The 16,073-nt window shown below is 44.0% G+C and carries 20 protein-coding genes and 2 pseudogenes; 7 read left to right on the top strand and 15 right to left on the bottom strand.

Going from position 1 to position 16,073, the window contains the following annotated elements; genetic code table 11:
* Positions 1–39: 39 nt before the first annotated feature.
* The 4 genes and pseudogenes from AB3Y96_RS23115 to AB3Y96_RS23100 form a co-directional block, all read right to left on the bottom strand.
* Positions 40–199: pseudogene (locus tag AB3Y96_RS23115) on the bottom strand (helix-turn-helix domain-containing protein); the annotation flags it as partial.
* Between the two features lie 150 nt (positions 200–349).
* A complete protein-coding gene (locus AB3Y96_RS23110) occupies positions 350–1,495 on the bottom strand; it encodes a M20 family metallopeptidase (RefSeq protein WP_367300415.1) in 1,146 nt (381 codons plus the stop codon).
* 9 nt (positions 1,496–1,504) lie between these two features.
* Positions 1,505–1,963 (bottom strand): hypothetical protein, encoded by a 459-nt coding sequence (locus AB3Y96_RS23105; protein WP_166713709.1) that lies wholly within the window; start codon positions 1,961–1,963, stop codon positions 1,505–1,507.
* Between the two features lie 20 nt (positions 1,964–1,983).
* Entirely contained in the window at positions 1,984–2,799 is an 816-nt protein-coding gene (locus AB3Y96_RS23100) for a DUF3100 domain-containing protein (protein ID WP_166713708.1), read from the bottom strand.
* Between the two features lie 287 nt (positions 2,800–3,086).
* Between AB3Y96_RS23100 and tdcA the strand changes: the two genes are divergently transcribed.
* Complete coding sequence (gene tdcA / locus AB3Y96_RS23095) at positions 3,087–4,013, top strand: transcriptional regulator TdcA (protein WP_115349480.1); 927 nt, start codon at positions 3,087–3,089, stop codon at positions 4,011–4,013.
* A 254-nt stretch (positions 4,014–4,267) separates the two neighbouring features.
* Here tdcA and AB3Y96_RS23090 read toward each other — a convergent pair whose 3' ends face one another.
* The 4 genes from AB3Y96_RS23090 to AB3Y96_RS23075 all read right to left on the bottom strand — a co-directional run bounded on the left by AB3Y96_RS23090 (position 4,268) and on the right by AB3Y96_RS23075 (position 7,512).
* Complete coding sequence (locus AB3Y96_RS23090) at positions 4,268–5,197, bottom strand: replication initiation protein (RefSeq protein ID WP_367300414.1); 930 nt, start codon at positions 5,195–5,197, stop codon at positions 4,268–4,270.
* Between the two features lie 482 nt (positions 5,198–5,679).
* The gene (locus AB3Y96_RS23085) at positions 5,680–6,372 is read right to left on the bottom strand and encodes a hypothetical protein (RefSeq protein ID WP_115349478.1); all 693 of its coding nucleotides are present in this window, start codon (positions 6,370–6,372) and stop codon (positions 5,680–5,682) included.
* Between the two features lie 289 nt (positions 6,373–6,661).
* A complete protein-coding gene (locus AB3Y96_RS23080) occupies positions 6,662–7,255 on the bottom strand; it encodes a hypothetical protein (protein WP_279079652.1) in 594 nt (197 codons plus the stop codon).
* Positions 7,243–7,512, bottom strand: a complete 270-nt coding sequence (locus tag AB3Y96_RS23075) for a hypothetical protein (protein ID WP_115349476.1) — start codon at positions 7,510–7,512, stop codon at positions 7,243–7,245. The genes AB3Y96_RS23080 and AB3Y96_RS23075 overlap by 13 nt, the downstream gene beginning before the upstream one ends.
* Before the next feature lie 291 nt (positions 7,513–7,803).
* On the opposite strand from AB3Y96_RS23075, the gene AB3Y96_RS23070 reads away from it, so the two are divergent.
* Positions 7,804–8,388 carry a hypothetical protein gene (locus AB3Y96_RS23070; protein WP_367300413.1) on the top strand — a complete coding sequence of 195 codons (585 nt, stop codon included), beginning with the start codon at positions 7,804–7,806 and terminating at the stop codon, positions 8,386–8,388.
* 140 nt (positions 8,389–8,528) lie between these two features.
* On the opposite strand, the gene AB3Y96_RS23065 is transcribed toward AB3Y96_RS23070, so the two are convergent.
* The 5 genes and pseudogenes from AB3Y96_RS23065 to AB3Y96_RS23045 all read right to left on the bottom strand — a co-directional run bounded on the left by AB3Y96_RS23065 (position 8,529) and on the right by AB3Y96_RS23045 (position 11,317).
* The gene (locus tag AB3Y96_RS23065) at positions 8,529–9,269 is read right to left on the bottom strand and encodes an abortive infection family protein (RefSeq protein WP_367300412.1); all 741 of its coding nucleotides are present in this window, start codon (positions 9,267–9,269) and stop codon (positions 8,529–8,531) included.
* A gap of 34 nt (positions 9,270–9,303) precedes the next feature.
* Positions 9,304–9,885: a DUF2971 domain-containing protein gene (locus tag AB3Y96_RS23060; RefSeq protein ID WP_367300432.1), complete on the bottom strand. Its 582-nt coding sequence runs from the start codon at positions 9,883–9,885 to the stop codon at positions 9,304–9,306.
* A gap of 21 nt (positions 9,886–9,906) precedes the next feature.
* Positions 9,907–10,092: pseudogene (locus AB3Y96_RS23055) on the bottom strand (hypothetical protein); the annotation flags it as partial.
* Positions 10,089–10,709, bottom strand: coding sequence for a hypothetical protein (locus AB3Y96_RS23050; protein WP_367300411.1), 621 nt, complete (start codon positions 10,707–10,709; stop codon positions 10,089–10,091). The gene AB3Y96_RS23050 and the pseudogene AB3Y96_RS23055, both read right to left, overlap by 4 nt.
* Positions 10,706–11,317: a DNA-binding protein gene (locus tag AB3Y96_RS23045; protein WP_367300410.1), complete on the bottom strand. Its 612-nt coding sequence runs from the start codon at positions 11,315–11,317 to the stop codon at positions 10,706–10,708. Before AB3Y96_RS23045 ends, AB3Y96_RS23050 begins: the two co-directional genes overlap by 4 nt.
* A gap of 467 nt (positions 11,318–11,784) precedes the next feature.
* Between AB3Y96_RS23045 and AB3Y96_RS23040 the strand changes: the two genes are divergently transcribed.
* From AB3Y96_RS23040 to AB3Y96_RS23020, 5 genes are all read left to right on the top strand, one after another.
* Entirely contained in the window at positions 11,785–12,150 is a 366-nt protein-coding gene (locus tag AB3Y96_RS23040) for a hypothetical protein (protein WP_367300409.1), read from the top strand.
* A gap of 63 nt (positions 12,151–12,213) precedes the next feature.
* The gene (locus AB3Y96_RS23035; protein ID WP_367300408.1) at positions 12,214–12,582 is read left to right on the top strand and encodes a hypothetical protein; all 369 of its coding nucleotides are present in this window, start codon (positions 12,214–12,216) and stop codon (positions 12,580–12,582) included.
* Between the two features lie 60 nt (positions 12,583–12,642).
* A complete protein-coding gene (locus AB3Y96_RS23030; RefSeq protein ID WP_367300407.1) occupies positions 12,643–13,074 on the top strand; it encodes a hypothetical protein in 432 nt (143 codons plus the stop codon).
* Positions 13,071–13,853 (top strand): site-specific integrase, encoded by a 783-nt coding sequence (locus tag AB3Y96_RS23025; protein WP_367300406.1) that lies wholly within the window; start codon positions 13,071–13,073, stop codon positions 13,851–13,853. The genes AB3Y96_RS23030 and AB3Y96_RS23025 overlap by 4 nt, the downstream gene beginning before the upstream one ends.
* Positions 13,854–13,888: 35 nt before the next feature.
* Positions 13,889–14,227, top strand: a complete 339-nt coding sequence (locus tag AB3Y96_RS23020; protein ID WP_166713696.1) for a hypothetical protein — start codon at positions 13,889–13,891, stop codon at positions 14,225–14,227.
* An 88-nt stretch (positions 14,228–14,315) separates the two neighbouring features.
* On the opposite strand, the gene AB3Y96_RS23015 is transcribed toward AB3Y96_RS23020, so the two are convergent.
* Both AB3Y96_RS23015 and AB3Y96_RS23010 read right to left on the bottom strand, forming a co-directional pair.
* Positions 14,316–14,870, bottom strand: a complete 555-nt coding sequence (locus tag AB3Y96_RS23015; RefSeq protein ID WP_367300405.1) for an NADPH-dependent FMN reductase — start codon at positions 14,868–14,870, stop codon at positions 14,316–14,318.
* Positions 14,871–15,706: 836 nt separating this feature from the next.
* Positions 15,707–16,073, bottom strand: a 367-nt coding sequence (locus tag AB3Y96_RS23010; RefSeq protein WP_367300404.1) for a hypothetical protein, incomplete at its 5' end; no start/stop codon positions are given.

The raw sequence follows: 16,073 nt of genomic DNA, 5'->3' as shown, positions 1-16,073 counted from the left end.
CGACGGTGTATTCATAAGGTTTTCAATGATAATTAATCACTATAAAATTAGATATGGAAAAATTGGCTCTTTACCTTCTGGCATTTCAACCGTTAAGCTCAGTTTACCCCCCCATCGCTTCTATATAACGCTTTAGCGTTGATAGCTTAACATCGTTGCCGCGTTGCTCAATCTGAGTGATTGCTGGCTGTGGGGATATTTCCCATGAGTAGCATTACTGGCAGAGCCAAAATGCCTAATACCACGTCCTATGGACGTGGTATTCAGTTAGAAATTAAAAACACCTTATCAGTATAACTAATAAGGTGTTTACACCACTGGTGATGGCTATAGCTTCATTTTTATATGTTTAATCGTTGATACCTGCGATACCGGCAAATAATTTCGCGCCGATAAGGATACAATCTTCGTTAACGATGAATGGATTCGAGTGTAAGGGATTATTGATCCCCATTGCATGGTTCCCACTACCTAAGAAGAAAAATGCGCCAGAAACTTTTTCTATGAAATATGAGAAATCTTCTGAACCTACCATCGGTGGGTAGTCAGTTAAAACGTTATTTTTTCCTAAAACACGGCTAGCAATTTCAATAACTTCTTGCGTATCTTCCCGGTGGTTATTAATTGCGGGGTATCCACGCAAATCGAGCGAAACCGTGAAGCCACGTCGGCGTGTTTCTTCAATCTCAGCAAGAAAGTTATCTTTGAGTGTTTTTTGTACCTGAATATCAAATGAACGTATAGAACCTTCTAGCGTGGCTGTACGAGCGAGAATATTGGGTGCTTCCCCAGCATTCAGCACACAGGTAGATATGAGAGCAGCTTTGTTTGGGTCAACGTGATCGGTGACAATGGCTTTGAAGTCATTGAGTAAACGAACCGATTCAGATAACGCATCGAGGCCTAGATGTGGTGCTGAGGCATGAGCGCTTTTGCCTTCAATGGTTAATTTAAATTGGTCACCGTTAGAAGACATGATCCCTGGCCGAATAGCAATTTTCCCTGTATCGATTTGCGGATCGTTATGTAAACCAAAGACTTGAGATATACCCTCAAGACATCCGGAATCAATCATGCCTTTTGCGCCACCACGAAACATCTCTTCGGAAGGTTGAAAAAGAAAACGTATGTTGGTGTGGAGCTTTTGTTTATTATTCGCAATCATCAACGCAGCGGTTAGAGCAATAGCCATGTGTAGGTCATGGCCACACAAATGAGCTGCGTTAGGTGTTTGAGAACACACAACTTCCCCTTCCTTTTCATTCGCCGGCAGCGCATCCATATCGGCTCTAAATGCTATCTTTGGAAAATCAGGAGATATATTGAGATCGGCTATAAACCCCGTTTCAAAGCAGGGGGTGATCACATAACCGAGTTGTTCAAGTTGTTTTCTACAATATTCACTGGTGACATATTCTTTTCTTCCCAGTTCTGGATGCATATGAAGAAAACGACGATGTTCTATCCCGATATTACGATAGTCGTGAGAATTCATAAAAACCTCTTAGATAATACCTTGAAAGTGAAGAATAACTTGTGCTACATATGCCGCGCCGAAGAATGCGGAAGTAAAGACAATCAATGAAATAATCACAATTTTCCAACTCATTGATTTCAGCTTTTCGAGGCTGTTACCAACAGAAAGTCCAGCAAAGGCAAGTAATGGCGTTGTAGTAGCAAGAAAATCAATTTTATTCGTATATTCCATAAACAAATTGTGTATAGGTGAATATGGAATACTCAATAACAACGAAATGACAGTAGCCCAAGCAAATGCAGGAAGGGGAAGTTTAGGTAGCCATGCCTTAATTTGCATTGAAAGAATAACAATCAAAAATATAATAATTGCACCGGGAAGAGCCGAAATAGGAGACATTCCTTTCCCAACCCACTGGGCAACCAACGTTAACAAAATACAAGGGATAATAATTTTAGTGTTATTTAAATGCTCTTGTAATGTCATAGTGAAACCTATTAATGTTATTATTTTTTATGAGGTAAAATTCGATAGAGAAAATTGCTGAGGGGTAAAGCCAAGAAAATCAGTGCATACATTCCTGTAAACGCAGCCAACATATTACTGGTCGCAGCAAATGCTAATATTTGCCCAGACATATCAGGAACGGCAGCTGACAATGACGCTGAAGCAGCTGCCATCATACTTCCTGATCCTAAGCCACAAGCGACAGCAAGCGAGAGTGGATGTAGCCCTAGATGCAAACCTAAAGGGCTTATTATGCCAAAGTAAACTGTACCAATAACGCTCCCAATCAAATAGGTACCCAAGACGCCTGTACCTTCTGGGCTTTCTATACCATATTTTTCGCCAATTACACCAAGAGAAGGCTCTCTAGAAATACTCGAACATGCACCAATGCACTCTCGTTTCATTCCTAATAGAAGGGCGACAGGAATCGCAATGAAGACAGAAGCAAGGTTACCAATTTCTTGTAAAATGAGAGCCGGGCCAGCATTAATAACTTCTTTAATATTAGGGCCAACTAATGTTCCGTACTTAACCCCCAGAGGCAGCAGTGCAATCATAACAATATTACCGGTCATACTGATTTCTTTTTTGCTAATGAACTCTCCTAGCCACTTAACTCTTTTACCTAAAATATCTGGAGTGATGACGACGCCTATGATGACGGCATATAACATTGGTAAGAAACTGATAGTAGTTTTAGAAATAGTTAGTTTCGATACTCCGATGAATTCGGATACCACAACAATGAGTAATGTAATGGTAATTATTCTCAAGAATGAGTGTCTGTTTATTGTATCTTGACTTGCTAACATAAGACCTTCCATAAAATCCCAGAGAGAAGATCTTAATAATATTTCTATTTTTTATGATGTGGGAGATGATATTTTTTGTTCGTGATATTATTTATTTATCACCCCATATATAAATTGATTGCGATCAATGAACTTACTTCAAATAAGAATTCTATATTATTGAATTAAAAGATAAATATAGCCACATGCGATTGATGTCACATAATAAGATATTTTATCTGTGAAGTTTATCACATTAAAACTTCGATTAAACACTGATTGTTATATAACTAACTCTTGGAGTGTTTATGAGCTATTTACCGAAGACACAGCATTTAATAATATTCCAAGAAGTCGTTCGTTGTGGCGGTATTAGGGCAGCAGCACGCTCTTTAGGATTAACACAACCATCGATTACTAAAACAATTAATGATTTAGAGTCAACTCTAGGTGTTGAGTTATTTGTTAGGAATAATGTCGGTATAGAGATAACAGATGCGGGTCAACTTTTTCTTACTCACTCCCGTTATATAATTAAAGGACTCAGTCGGTCTGTGAGCGAGTTGAAACGCATATTTGACAACAAGTCTGTTGAAGTTTCATTTGGATTTTCGTCACTTATTAGTTTCACTACATTACCAAAAATAGTAAATCAGTTTAGGATTAAATATCCGGATGCTAATTTAGTTATGCAAGAAGCTCAACTATCTACGCTTTTACCAGCGCTTCGAGAGGGACGATTAGACTTTGCAATAGGAACGATAAGCCCAGATATGCCAATACAAGACTTAAACATCATCCCTTTATTCGAGTCTGAATTTGTGTATGTCACATCAAAAAACACCCCTTTTTCAACTTGTGAGGATCTTAAATTACTAAAAGATACCCGCTGGATATTACCTGAAACCGATATGGGCTATTATAATGATCTTTATTGCTGGCTCGGTGTTAATGGCTTTAATTTAGATAAAGTTATCAGAACAGATTCTGTTGTGACTATTTATAATCTCGTTGCCTACTCTGGTTTTATCACCGTACTATCATCATTAATGGCTGCACCATTCGGTGCAAATGATTTTTCTACCATACCGATCAAAGATAAATTACCTAAAGCAAAATATGCATTAGTTTGGTATAAAAATGCTTACCATAATCCAGCGGTGACTGATTTGATTAATGTTGTTTTGAATGTGGCTAAATCTACCACTGAAGACAATTCACATTGCATTAATTAAGTATTGATGTTTATCCAGCTGCTGTGCTCTATCTCAGGAGGCATAAACGCTTACATTTAGATCTAAGAACGAGAAAAAACAGCTTTTGAGTGAGAGCCTGTTAGTCTTTGAGGGACTAAAAGGTTCCTACACACATGCTAAATTTCTAGCTTCACGTACACATCTCAGCCCTTAAGCATGAGTAGTAAGGCTGATCACTATCCATTCATGACTAAAAGCATGTATGGAAGAACTTTTCATGCATGTAGGAACTTTTACGATGCCGTGAGTCGAGTTTTTTCACCCAAATCGGGGTCTCGTTTGAGAATTGAAAAATAGAATGCTCGTTTCCCACTGACTCGCTTGAACCCTTCCTCATAGGATAAATAGCCTATTTCACTCAATGTTTTCAGTGCCTTACGAATAATAAACATCTGTTTCTTTGGTTCGGATTTAAGGTCCAATCTTGCCATCAAGCGTGCTGCAGACACGATTTGAGTCTCGCCAGGTTTATTAGGTAACCCCTCTAAGAATGTGTATATCGCTTTTGCAACCTCGTTGCGCTTGAGATTATTGAGTACTTTTAGCTTTAGAATCCTTTTAATATCAAGTTGATAAAAGTCTGCAAGCAATGTGTCATGTGCCAGTTTAACCAGGTCTGCTTCGGGGTCGGCGATAGAAGAACCAATCAAGTGGGTTGTTGCGATTGCTTCCCCCTCTGGCGTCTTTTTTGAAAATCGTATTGATGTTGAGCTAAGTTTCGATACTGAACGCGCTAGGCGTTCTTTGAGGCGCTTATTAACTTGCCTCGAGTCGATGTCACATAGCCTAGCTAGGTCAGCAAAGCTCATGCTTATAACACCGTTACGAGAAGGATAATGAGTAAATGCGGAAACAACCCCTATCCAGACTCTAAAATCAGTTTCAATATCAAGCTTTGGACCGGTGATCACCGCAGATGAATATCCTTCGCGTTCAACTATTTCGAGCTGTCTGAAATCATTTATGGCATCAATGGGCGTTCTGGCGTCAACGTCTTTTAATTTACCTTTTTCAGCTGCCTGCATAGGAGTAAAGACACTTAGTCTTAGCAATGATAAAGGCTGGATGCTTTTAGTTGATGTTGAAACTATGTGTTCAACTTCACCAGAAGACTGATTGATTTTCTCTATATGTAGATTTAACTCACTGTCATATTTAGACATTTTTATTTTATCCACAAGTAGTCAATGTTAACTGACAGTTTTTAGTTGAGCATGCATGTAGGAACTTTTCATGCATGATAGTAGGAACCTTGATGCATGATAGCAAGAACCTTTTGCATAATAGTAGGAACTATATGCATGCAACTAAGAACCTTTTACATGAAAGAAGGAACTTTCAGCATGAAAGAAGGAACTTTAAGTTGTATAAGATATTGATAATTAGAGTAAAATCCGTACCTAGATCTTTTAAAGATCCCTTGTAGATCCATTTATAGATCCTTTATTAGATCCTTATAGGACTAAATAATTAGATCTATGCTGTGGAAAAAGAGGATAACTTGGGTCGTTTAGCAGACCTGACGATTATTCGTTGGACTGAATTTCGCGGATGCTGCGTAAATCAAGGCGATACGAACTTCAGACGCTACGACCTACCGCGACGCCAGTAGCGCCATGAAGTTGTCTCTTCGCGCTTCATCATTTCACTGAAATGCGTTTATCGACATACGATATTTAAAATCAATTTTATCGAGAATTTGATTAATTAGCTGTATATCTGCAGGTTGAACTTGGGTGTTTGTATATAAGTCTCTGGCAATTCGAGATGCATCAGTCTTGTCTTGAGTTAGCAGATTCTGATGTTTACTCCGGCCAATTTTTTTGCAAAGGTTCTCTAAATTATAAAATGCCATAAGATTCCTTAAATTGAATCTCTGGTAGGTTGTTTCGTTGTTTGCGCAGCTCAGTAAATAGTCAACATCAGTTTCAGATATTTGTGGATCTGTTTGGTATCTGGCATATATTTGCGCCAACCTGCCAGTATTGGTTATACGCAATTTTCCATAGTGACTTAAACGTTCAAACCTTAATAGCAAGTACGTAATTGCAATCTGGCGATTATCAACTGTATAGCCTCCTATATTCCCACCGTTTCCGTTTCCGTTGCCACCACCGTTTACGTTTTGTATGAATGTTGCCGATGTGAAGTTAGGTATGGATTTAATGTCAGTATAGTTTTGTGCTTTCTTAACACATGTACTCCCACAAAACCCTGAATTACCATCTTCATCCTGAACAACAAAAGCAACACCACTTGTTATAGGTTGATTGCACTTAAAAGCACATTTGACGCTATCACTATGTGTAAAATCCTTTCTAATAACAGACCAAGGCATAACAACTCCTTTTTGAGTAAGATATTAATTCGTTTAAATTGGAAATAATAATACTAAACAAAACAAGGCTGTAACTGGATAACAAGAATTCAATATAGGGGGCAGTATCAGGGCGATAGCGGGTGTAATGAGATTACATCCTGATATGAGCGTGCTGACCCAAGACATTTCTTTAAGTGACTCGTTGTACCTTTTGATAAAACTTATTTAGTTATTGTTCTTCGTCTTCGTCTTCGCTCGGACGAGTCGGGGTTAGGTTAGCTGGCCACTGAGCATCGATGACATCGGCTTAAGTGTGACTTTCATTAATTTGTACGCGTAGATCTAACCCCGCGTCATGGCATGCTTGTAGCCACGTGGCGACCTGTAAAGGGTCACCCTCGAGGCGGCTCATTTGGCCAGCGGCGTTCCACAGCTGCAGGCAGGTTGAGCCATCAAGATGGATGACATAAACCCCACGCCAAGCGGTATGCCGGTTACCGTCAAGCTCAACGGGGATGTCTATCGGTGCTTTCTCTGTGAGTTGTGTTGGACGTGATCCCCTCATCGGGAGCATTCTGACTTCGCTTGCCCGACGCTCAGCTTCACAGCGGTCTTGTTCCTCGATGAGCAGAGGCACGGCAAGCTCTCGTCCCGTCTCGGTTAATTCCACGGCCAGCTGCAAATTGGGTGCCCGCAGGGTACGCAGCCAGCCTGCGGTTTCCATCCGGCGGCAGGAGGCGCGCAGGTTGGGTCCATAGACCGGAACCTCCCCACCCTGCGCCAGCAGATGCTCTAAATCTCGGGTACGGACGCGGTGTGTCCCCCGTTGTTCCATTGCAGCCAGCACAATCAGCACCCGTCGTTGCAGCGGCGACGGCCCGCGGGAGGTTACTGCTGACATGCGCGTTGTTCTGCGGTCGGGGCGCGCAGGAGCATTTCGGTGAACCGCAGATGGTCCCTGTCGGCGACGTCGTCTGGGGCACGCCCCGCCAGCGCCAGACAGTACCAGAGTTCAATGGCGCTGCGTGCGCGGGCAATCTCCGCATCGGTATCGTTGCAGTCCGCACGGTTTGCCCGTTCAAGACATGCGTTAATGAAGTCTTCCGTATCGCCGGTCATCGTTTCATAGCTGAGGCGAAAGTATACTTTTTCATCCATCCTGCATGCTCCGTTTGATTATGTACATTAATAGGTAAAATCATATAGCGAATAATTTATCTCTACTTTGGTGAATATCATATCAGGTATGCATTTATGTATTATGACAAATATCACATCTAGTATGATTTTATGTGTTTTATGTAAAATCATATCTCTTACGCCTTTCTCATCACGCAGATCCGATTTCTGGCAGTTCCGGTGCTGAATGAAAGATATAATCAATTTTTGTTGATATATAATCAAATATTGATTATGTTGTTGGTGTTGAAACAGTCAAACAGGTTAGTTATGAAGCTTTCTGAACATATCGATCTTTTCTTTGACGGGAATAAATCTGCTTTTGCTAAAAGTATGAGTGTTACCCCTCAACAAGTTACAAAATGGGTTAACGATGACTGGATCATTGTTGACGGAACTCTTTACAGTCCCAGAAGGGATTTAGCCAGAGGCAATATGATGGAACGTAAGAAATTTTTAGCAAGCATATTCAGCGGCGCTCAATATGCTTTGGCCGAGTTAAAGGTACATAACGCCCAGGGACCCAATGCGAATGGGATAGCACAAAATGCCCGCAACACCATTGAGTTACTGGCAGAATTCTTTAAGAAAGAGAATTATAATATTTATATGATTGCCTATAACAATAAAGCACAGAAGTTTGAGCTTTATTCCTCCGAATCTGTTTTTGAGTTAGGTGTTACCTATTTCAATATATTAAATCCAGGTACCATCCTGTTTTCCTATAATAATGACATAAAGTCCGAGGAGACCTTTGAAGTTCCCATTGACCCCAGTCGACTGATAGCCAACCGCTTTGATCCTTATGCGTTCACGATACTGTGCCAGGAAATTCAGCAGGCCTTAAGTCAGTAAAAAAGTTTATTAAACGCTTACACAGGTGATCATCAATTGTTAAACCATAAGAGTACGGCCAGAGTTCGAAATGCTGGCCGTATTTCACTTCTTCGTTGATACTCTATCTGTTCGCTGTGAGCCTCATATTTTTATTAAAATTAAAGCAATTCATCAATATAAGTCATAATGGAACGAACCAGATTTATGGCAAAACGTGCGTCGGCCTCATTAAGCAAATTTTCAGTAGGATGGGCCATACTGAAATTGTTACGCAGGTTATTGATTCCATGTAGTATTGCGGCAGATGACTTCAACATTTTAAACACATCTTCGTTTCTTCCATCATCCGGCAGGGCCTTGAGATGTGCAGTTATCAGGGAAAGCAATCCTGGAACATTATTATTTGTACTATTGGTCGCAATTCCATGGTTTGCACACATTTGTCTTAATGAAGCATGAAGAGCTGTATGGACACGATCATAAGCCCGGTGTGGTCCATATTTCTGAAGCAACACTTCCGCATCTTCTAAAGCCTGGTAAATGTTTTCGTTCACATTTTTCACTGGAGCTGCGGAAACATTTCTTTGCCTATTCTGATTAACAATGTCCTTTATTTCATTGAATAACTCAGTATTGGCATTGTTGATAAAGCGTTGAACATTATCCAGCGCCCAGATTTTAGAAAGGTTATCAGCGTCTCTGGCCAGAGTGCTTTCTATGGCAGAGATGGCCACCCCTTTCAGCTCCGGGTTGTCCCAGTGAACATGCTGGTAGAATTTATACAGCCCTTCCGGAACATCTTCACAAGATGTAACAGCAAACAGCTCCTGCCAGTCACCTTCGTTAAATTTTTCAGCCAGGATTTTAGCCAAATTAATTTGTGAAACTTTATTCAACATACTGATCCCTTGAAGTTTTACTTCTTAATTGAGTTTACCGGAACGGTGTCTCAGTAAACGAAATCCGTGTACTGGTGTACCCCTTGCTCTGTAACAGGAATGAAATCCCATCCATCATCATTGCTCTGTTACTGCGGGGACCAATTCTGATGTTTTTCAGTGGCAGCTTATCTTTAGCTTTAATGATCAGATATGGCACCAGACCGCTGTCATTGACACGAAAATTGACACCCTTAAAAGGTCTGTCCGGGAGAATTACCATCCGGAACTCCTGCTCCTCTTTGAAACCGTCATTCTTGAAAAAAGGCGGCAGGCTGTGTGCTAGTTTGGTTGCGTGAATCATCTCATGCATTACATCTGCATTTATTGCCGCCTGAACCTCTGGCTGACGAAAAAAGGCGAGGATTTCGTTCCGGGCTTCAAGCGTGGAATCCTCTTTGGTATAGATCACCCGGTTTTTAAACACCTGGTAGTGCGTGAGTTCCAGGGAGGCAATCAGTTCTTCATCATCAAATTCCAGACACACGCCCTGAGAGCTGCCATAGCCCCGCCACTGACTTAACAGGTCGGGTTCGAGACAGAAAGAAAGGTTATAGACATGAGCAGCCCGGTGCATTCTGAAGTGCGTCAGTGCATGTTCGATGAACTTGAGGGTTTTCGGGTTAAAGTCGTCCCTCAGGTACTGCAGGGCATTCTCAAGGCAGTTCATGCCGTGAATCAGTTCATTGCTGTCATTAAGGAAGGAAAAGTGCGTCGCCCACAGTGAGCCTGATTCGATGATGCCCTTCAGGCCGTTCAGGTCAGTGTAATGATAAATCTTCATCTGGCAGCCTCCTGACTGTCCTGGCCCTGTTCGCACTCAATTTTCTGCATGTTAGACAGAAATGGGAACAGCTTAAGGGCCGCTTCCCTTTGTTCCGCTATAGACTGTTCCCAGACCTGCCATTCCGGGTCCGCAGCCAGCACTTCGTCGGCGGTATCGCGTAACCAGGCATACAGCTCTTCGCCACCATTGAGATCAACCCGGCGGGTTTTTACCGGGTCTTCATGCTTCATTATATTGCGCAGAAGTTTTCCCAGTGAGCCACCTGACTCGACAGCTTCAGCCTGGATATACTCCGGATATTCTGGAAACTGATCCAGCGTCAGATCTATATATTCCCCGTCCAGCAATACGATGACATGCCCGTGAACCGTTGAGTTTTCCGCTTCATGAAAGCCAGCGTTACCTTCCATAAAAATGATGCAGGGGTGGCATCCCTCAGTATCTGTCAGGTACTTCGCCAGTGTGTTGCTGGCTAAATCGCAGCTGCCGTGCGGGAAATTCCTAAGTTCCATTTTCCAGCGAGGAAAATGACGGCACTCGTCAGCCCGCTCACCGGCGCCAAGCTCCAGCGCCCGTCGAAATGCCTTTATACGTAATGTTCTTTCCTGTCTCATTTTTTCACCTTCCCGTCATGGCGGGCCAGGGCCAGCAGTTCGGCCTGAAGTTTACGGTCGTCCTCCCGGGATTCCTTCAGCTCCGCTTTCGTGTCCTGCAGCTGCGTCGCCAGGTGTTCGCCGGTGGCGGTCAGGCGGGCCACCTGCTCGCGTAGCGGTAGCGCCTCCGCGCGCAGCTCGCGCACCTCCTGCAGCAGGCGGTCACGTTCAGCCACCACTTCCCGCAGCACCGCCAGCTCGCTTTCCAGGGCGGCCACCTTCGTCAGCGCCTCATCCCGCTCCTGGTCAGAACGGGCAATGTCGTCGTCGGCCTGCTCGCGCGCCGCCAGAGCCCCGGCTTCAGCCTGTTTCACCGCCGCCTGCCACAGCAGCACCAGCTGGCCGGTCAGCAGCTGCGCCAGCTCTGCCGGCAGGGGCGTGGTTTGTTCAGCGGCCTGCTCGCGCTGGCGGGCTCGGAACGCGCGCATCACTGGGGAAATGTGGGACAGGGAGCCGCCGCCGAGGTGCTGACGGACCTGCTCGTTGGTCGGGTTCAGGTTGCCGGCAGCGATAAGGGCGGCAGCGGCGTCTTCAATGCGGCGGACGGTGTCCGGGGAGAGTGTTGTCATGATCTGGCTCCGGGGGGATATACAATACACAAACTACAAATAATACATACAATATAGTTTATACATATCGTACATACAGTACAGAACCTACATACACTCCTTCTCCTGTCACGGTCAGATCCGAAAACTCCAGGAAGCGGATCTTGCTCCTCTCTAGGCCGTCCTTTGTCGAAAAAATCAATATGCGCGGTCGGATTTTATTTTTAACCACTATATATAGTAGTATTGATATTGTCTTATCATACTCGTGGCGAGAGAGTACATCCAGAGTGTGCGTCTAAGCATCATGACCGACTTCCGAGAAATGTTAATATCCAAGAAAATCGGATCATGCCGACATCGGGATTCGGTAATTACTTGGTGAGACTGTTACTGTTGTTGTATTCACTTTTAGTGATAAATGTTTATGCATTTATATGCACGCAAATAATATTTAGTCGTATTACTATCAACTTAAGGAAAATGAGATGTTTGAATCGATCACCGGTAAAGATGGCTTTGGGTATTCATTTGAAAAAATCCGCAACGCCATCGCAAATGGCGATGAAGGTAATATCCATGCAGCGACTCGTCTTGGACTGGATATCTTAGAAAAGCAGTATGTCTTGTTTGAGCAAGAAATGGACGCAGCAGGAGAGCTCGCTGACTGGGCATATGATCTGGCCACCTTTCGACACGCCATTACCACGTTGCAGGCGTATTTTGTAGGGAACCCAAATGGGCTAACCGAGCAGGATGCACGGATCTACTATGCCTATTTGGAAAGCGAGCATGATCAATTTTGTGCTATCGCCGAGGAGATTGTGAAAGAACGTGCTCAGCCAGCAAATTAAGAAGCACTCATGGTGAGTGACGAGATTTCTCAATAATGCAGCATAACCTGTGAGGAGTTAAGGATGGGACGTTCCACTAAGGTGATTATCAAGGGAAGGGAGTTTGCTTCCAAAAAAGCAGCTGTGGGCTACTTCATGAACCGACGTGATGAGGTGAAGGCCTCTGGGCCGGTGACTCAAGGGGCTTTCTTTGACGAGCTGAAAGACCTCTACAGCCGCTACTGCTGTGTTTCACCTGGCTGGGGACTGAATGGCCGCAACATTATTGCCTTTGTTGTCGATTATGAACTACGTCAGAACGGACAGTATGCACAGCACCTTTGCTATAAGGTCCGGTTCAGTAATCAGGAGTTGCGTCCTTTTTCAGTAGAGAAAGCCATAAATGCAGTCGTTAATGCTGAGGCCGGTGATGGTGATGCAGAAAGACAATGATGGTTACCGTCAGTGCCTTGAACAGGGTACAAATTCGATTTAACTGACAAGGGGTCTGTAATGGAAAATATGATGAAAACTATGCGTGAATATTTCCCCACACGAACAGTGGTGATCGAGCAGTCTCTGGATATGCTGGGTATTACTCGAGGCGAAGACGGGACGCTGACTTTCCCCCGTCACTCTGATAAGCGTTTTCCTATTGGGCGTATCCGCAAGCGTCTGGCTGCTTATGGCTGGCGCGGAGAGCGTCTGAATCAGGAAGTCGCTCGCATCGTCGCAGGCCCTGATATTCTCCCTGAGAGAAGTGACTACAGCATTATTTTTCCTTACGGGTGGGAACGTAATCAACTTACCCCTGAGATGCGGAGAATGTTTCCTCGTAAAAGTGGTCGCCGCGCGCTGATTATGCTGGATGAGCTCCACTCTTTTTACTCCCAGCAGCGCCAGACGTTATCAACAGTACGTTGTGAAACACCCGAGGTATCATGAATTACCCTTCTCTTCCCGGACAGCCTTATGCCCCAGACAAAAAGCTGTTACCCGTGGCCATCGATTACCCCGCAGCTCTGGCATTACGGCAGATGGCCATTGTGCAGGACGAACTGCCTAAATACTTGCTGGCACCAGAAGTGAGCGCCCTGCTTCATTATGTGCCCGATTTGCATCGTAAGATGTTGTTGGCCACGCTGTGGAATACCGGCGCGCGTATTAATGAAGCGCTAGCGTTGACGCGGGGCGATTTTTCGCTGGTGCCGCCCTACCCGTTTGTTCAGTTGGCCACGTTAAAGCAGCGAGAAGAAAAAGCGGCTAGAACATCGGGCCGTACCCCCACAGGCATTGCTTCACATCGTTTGGTCCCTCTCTCTGATACACAGTATGTCTCGCAGTTGCAGATGATGATTGCGACATTAAAAATTCCCCAAGAACGACGCAATAAACGCACCGGAAGAATGGAAAAGGCGCGGATATGGAGTGTGACTGACCGAACCGTAAGGACGTGGATCAATGAGGCCGTTGACGCCGCCGCGGCCGATGGGGTGAGGTTCTCTGTGCCTGTAACGCCGCATACGTTCCGGCATTCTTATGCGATGCATATGCTCTACGCCGGCATTCCGCTGAAGGTGCTGCAGAGCCTGATGGGGCATAAGTCGGTCAGTTCGACCGAGGTCTATACCAAGGTGTTTGCGCTCGATGTCGCTGCGAGGCACCGAGTACAGTTTCAGATGCCAGAGGCCGATGCGGTAGCCATGCTGAAAGGGAACGGCTAATATCACATTTCGTTCATCGAACTATAGGAAAAGCTATGGAAGCAGTAGGATACGCTATTCTCGACATTCGAACTTTATTTGCCGGCTTTGCGTTTGGCTTTATTGTTTTTAGTGTGGGCTGTTATTTCTGGTTAAATGAAACGGGGAGGTTTAGCCACCGTAACTACATGATAGCAGGTGCTATCTTGCTGTTCGGCCTCGTTTGTGCCCCACAAATTTTTCAAGCCTTTGATGGCACAATACCCGCTGACTATAATCATTACCGGAGAGATGATGGATTATCCCCTACGGAAATGATCATTATGGGAAAATTATTTGGCGCAATTCTTGGTAGCCTTGCCAGTATTTGGCTTTTCAAAAAAAAAGATAAGTAAACTTAGCCGCCAAGGCGGTTTGCCTATCATTCATTAGCATACCGCCCCATTTGCGTTAGCAATGCACCAATTAACTCATCGAGACACTCTAAATTTGAGCGGCGCTTTTGAGTTCAGCTATCTGACTTAGGGCTTCGTTCAGGATGCCTTCATAGCGACTCAGTGAAACTGGGTAAACTTCATCCGCAGTCGTCTTTGACAAATCCACTTCGGAAAGTTTAATCTCAACATTCGTCTCTGTAACATTCATGTGCAGTCCCTGTAAGACTTGCCGCAATTGAAGTGCTGCTTTCCCTCCCCCTCTATTTGCATAGCTGACCATCGCCACTGGTTTGTTGTTCCATTCCTTGTATAAGTGGTCGATTGCATTTTTTAAGGCTGCTGGGTAACCCCAGTTATATTGCGGAAAAACAAATATATAGGCATCAGCTTCTGAAATCTTCTTACTCCAAGAAAGTGTATGCGCACTGATGTAGCCTCCCTCTGCAGGTAGGTTTGGCTCATCGTCCATTGGAAGTTTCCAGTCCTTTAAATCGACAAGTTCACAAGGATATCTACTGCTTACAACATCATTAACCCACTTTGCTATTTGTGGGCCAACACGTCCGAGTCGAACGCTACCTATCACTATTTGAATACGCATAACTACACCTAGGATGAAATGGGAAGATTTGTGCCCATATCATGTTATTGATATTAGGTTTTAACACCGACAAAGTTTCAGATAAGTTGCCACATCATGGTTGGAGGAGAGCCATTACCAGAATATTTAACTGTTACACTTTTTTGAAACGTTCTGAACACGTAAATTCGTAAAAAACTAACTATAGATAAGCTAGGAAGGCCATTAAGATGAGTCTCAATGAGCGACTTATTATTGGTATTGATGAAGAGGAACTCTTCGATAAAATCACAACGAGCTTTCGAGCTATTTTTCAACCCGCAGAACTTTGGTTAAAAGAGACAACACCAATACGTAAATCGTGGGAACCTATACTTCCCCCCCGACGCCATGTTGTTACTAATTCTGATCGCACTTTACTGGAAATTATGCCGGACGGAAGTCTACGGCCTACGAGTGAGTTTTCATTTCGGCGATTCTCTGGCGACAAATATGAGGCTAAGGTCAGGTACCCCGAAGGACCCGGAACGGTACGGGCTCAACCACTTCCTGAAGCTCGAGTGCAAACACAAAAGGCCGCGCTACAAGCTTCCGTTACGATGTTTAGTAAAACTACGCGCCCAAGGCGACTCTAGCGTCATATCCTATGAATAGACATACAGGTGATGTGTGATGCTTTCATTGTTTCATTATTTCATTAAATCATGATTTAATTACATCATTACATCATTACATCATTACATCATTACATCATTACATCATTACATCATCGACAGTTGGTGGATAAAGCAAGGGGGTTATTTTTGCTTATACTTAATAACCCCCTCTCCAGTTCTGCCGCCGGCATTGTGGTCAGGTCAATTTCCTTTCCAAAACACTCCAGTATCGTTACTGATTTTCGACCACCAACAGTTTTCTGACATACTCCCTTGTGTGATCAATGTGAATGTAGGTTCAGCCCAGGCGTGCGGATAATTCCCCCTCGAGCCTGTCCGCTCTATTGGACGCTCTAGAAATGCGTAGCCAGTTTGATTTAATGTGTAGCCATTTCGTAATTGAAACCATTCACCATCGACCCATCCACCGTCCATCGCGTACATTTCTAGTGCTGCTTGGAGACTGTCAAGCCCTTCGTTTTTCCTCTTCCGATTAATATCGGCTGATGCATCCAGCATATAGCTCGCTTTGGGCGGGATGCCGTTGGAAATCACAGAAACTTCCACA

The sequence above is a fragment of the Hafnia alvei genome (assembly GCF_964063325.1).
GTDB classification, from domain to species: Bacteria; Pseudomonadota; Gammaproteobacteria; order Enterobacterales; family Enterobacteriaceae; genus Hafnia; species Hafnia alvei_B.
Note: the sequence above shows the minus strand (reverse complement) of the source record. Positions and strands in the feature narration are given on the sequence as shown.

What these genes read in the sequence shown, in the direction of transcription:
- AB3Y96_RS23110 (WP_367300415.1), bottom strand. Translation starts at nt 1,495, where the DNA reads ATGAATTCTCACGACTATCGTAATATCGGGATAGAACATCGTCGTTTT.
- AB3Y96_RS23105 (WP_166713709.1), bottom strand. Translation starts at nt 1,963, where the DNA reads ATGACATTACAAGAGCATTTAAATAACACTAAAATTATTATCCCTTGT.
- AB3Y96_RS23100 (WP_166713708.1), bottom strand. Translation starts at nt 2,799, where the DNA reads ATGTTAGCAAGTCAAGATACAATAAACAGACACTCATTCTTGAGAATA.
- tdcA (WP_115349480.1), top strand. Translation starts at nt 3,087, where the DNA reads ATGAGCTATTTACCGAAGACACAGCATTTAATAATATTCCAAGAAGTC.
- AB3Y96_RS23090 (WP_367300414.1), bottom strand. Translation starts at nt 5,197, where the DNA reads ATGTCTAAATATGACAGTGAGTTAAATCTACATATAGAGAAAATCAAT.
- AB3Y96_RS23085 (WP_115349478.1), bottom strand. Translation starts at nt 6,372, where the DNA reads ATGCCTTGGTCTGTTATTAGAAAGGATTTTACACATAGTGATAGCGTC.
- AB3Y96_RS23080 (WP_279079652.1), bottom strand. Translation starts at nt 7,255, where the DNA reads ATGTCAGCAGTAACCTCCCGCGGGCCGTCGCCGCTGCAACGACGGGTG.
- AB3Y96_RS23075 (WP_115349476.1), bottom strand. Translation starts at nt 7,512, where the DNA reads ATGGATGAAAAAGTATACTTTCGCCTCAGCTATGAAACGATGACCGGC.
- AB3Y96_RS23070 (WP_367300413.1), top strand. Translation starts at nt 7,804, where the DNA reads ATGAAGCTTTCTGAACATATCGATCTTTTCTTTGACGGGAATAAATCT.
- AB3Y96_RS23065 (WP_367300412.1), bottom strand. Translation starts at nt 9,269, where the DNA reads ATGTTGAATAAAGTTTCACAAATTAATTTGGCTAAAATCCTGGCTGAA.
- AB3Y96_RS23060 (WP_367300432.1), bottom strand. Translation starts at nt 9,885, where the DNA reads ATGCACCGGGCTGCTCATGTCTATAACCTTTCTTTCTGTCTCGAACCC.
- AB3Y96_RS23050 (WP_367300411.1), bottom strand. Translation starts at nt 10,709, where the DNA reads ATGAGACAGGAAAGAACATTACGTATAAAGGCATTTCGACGGGCGCTG.
- AB3Y96_RS23045 (WP_367300410.1), bottom strand. Translation starts at nt 11,317, where the DNA reads ATGACAACACTCTCCCCGGACACCGTCCGCCGCATTGAAGACGCCGCT.
- AB3Y96_RS23040 (WP_367300409.1), top strand. Translation starts at nt 11,785, where the DNA reads ATGTTTGAATCGATCACCGGTAAAGATGGCTTTGGGTATTCATTTGAA.
- AB3Y96_RS23035 (WP_367300408.1), top strand. Translation starts at nt 12,214, where the DNA reads ATGGGACGTTCCACTAAGGTGATTATCAAGGGAAGGGAGTTTGCTTCC.
- AB3Y96_RS23030 (WP_367300407.1), top strand. Translation starts at nt 12,643, where the DNA reads ATGGAAAATATGATGAAAACTATGCGTGAATATTTCCCCACACGAACA.
- AB3Y96_RS23025 (WP_367300406.1), top strand. Translation starts at nt 13,071, where the DNA reads ATGAATTACCCTTCTCTTCCCGGACAGCCTTATGCCCCAGACAAAAAG.
- AB3Y96_RS23020 (WP_166713696.1), top strand. Translation starts at nt 13,889, where the DNA reads ATGGAAGCAGTAGGATACGCTATTCTCGACATTCGAACTTTATTTGCC.
- AB3Y96_RS23015 (WP_367300405.1), bottom strand. Translation starts at nt 14,870, where the DNA reads ATGCGTATTCAAATAGTGATAGGTAGCGTTCGACTCGGACGTGTTGGC.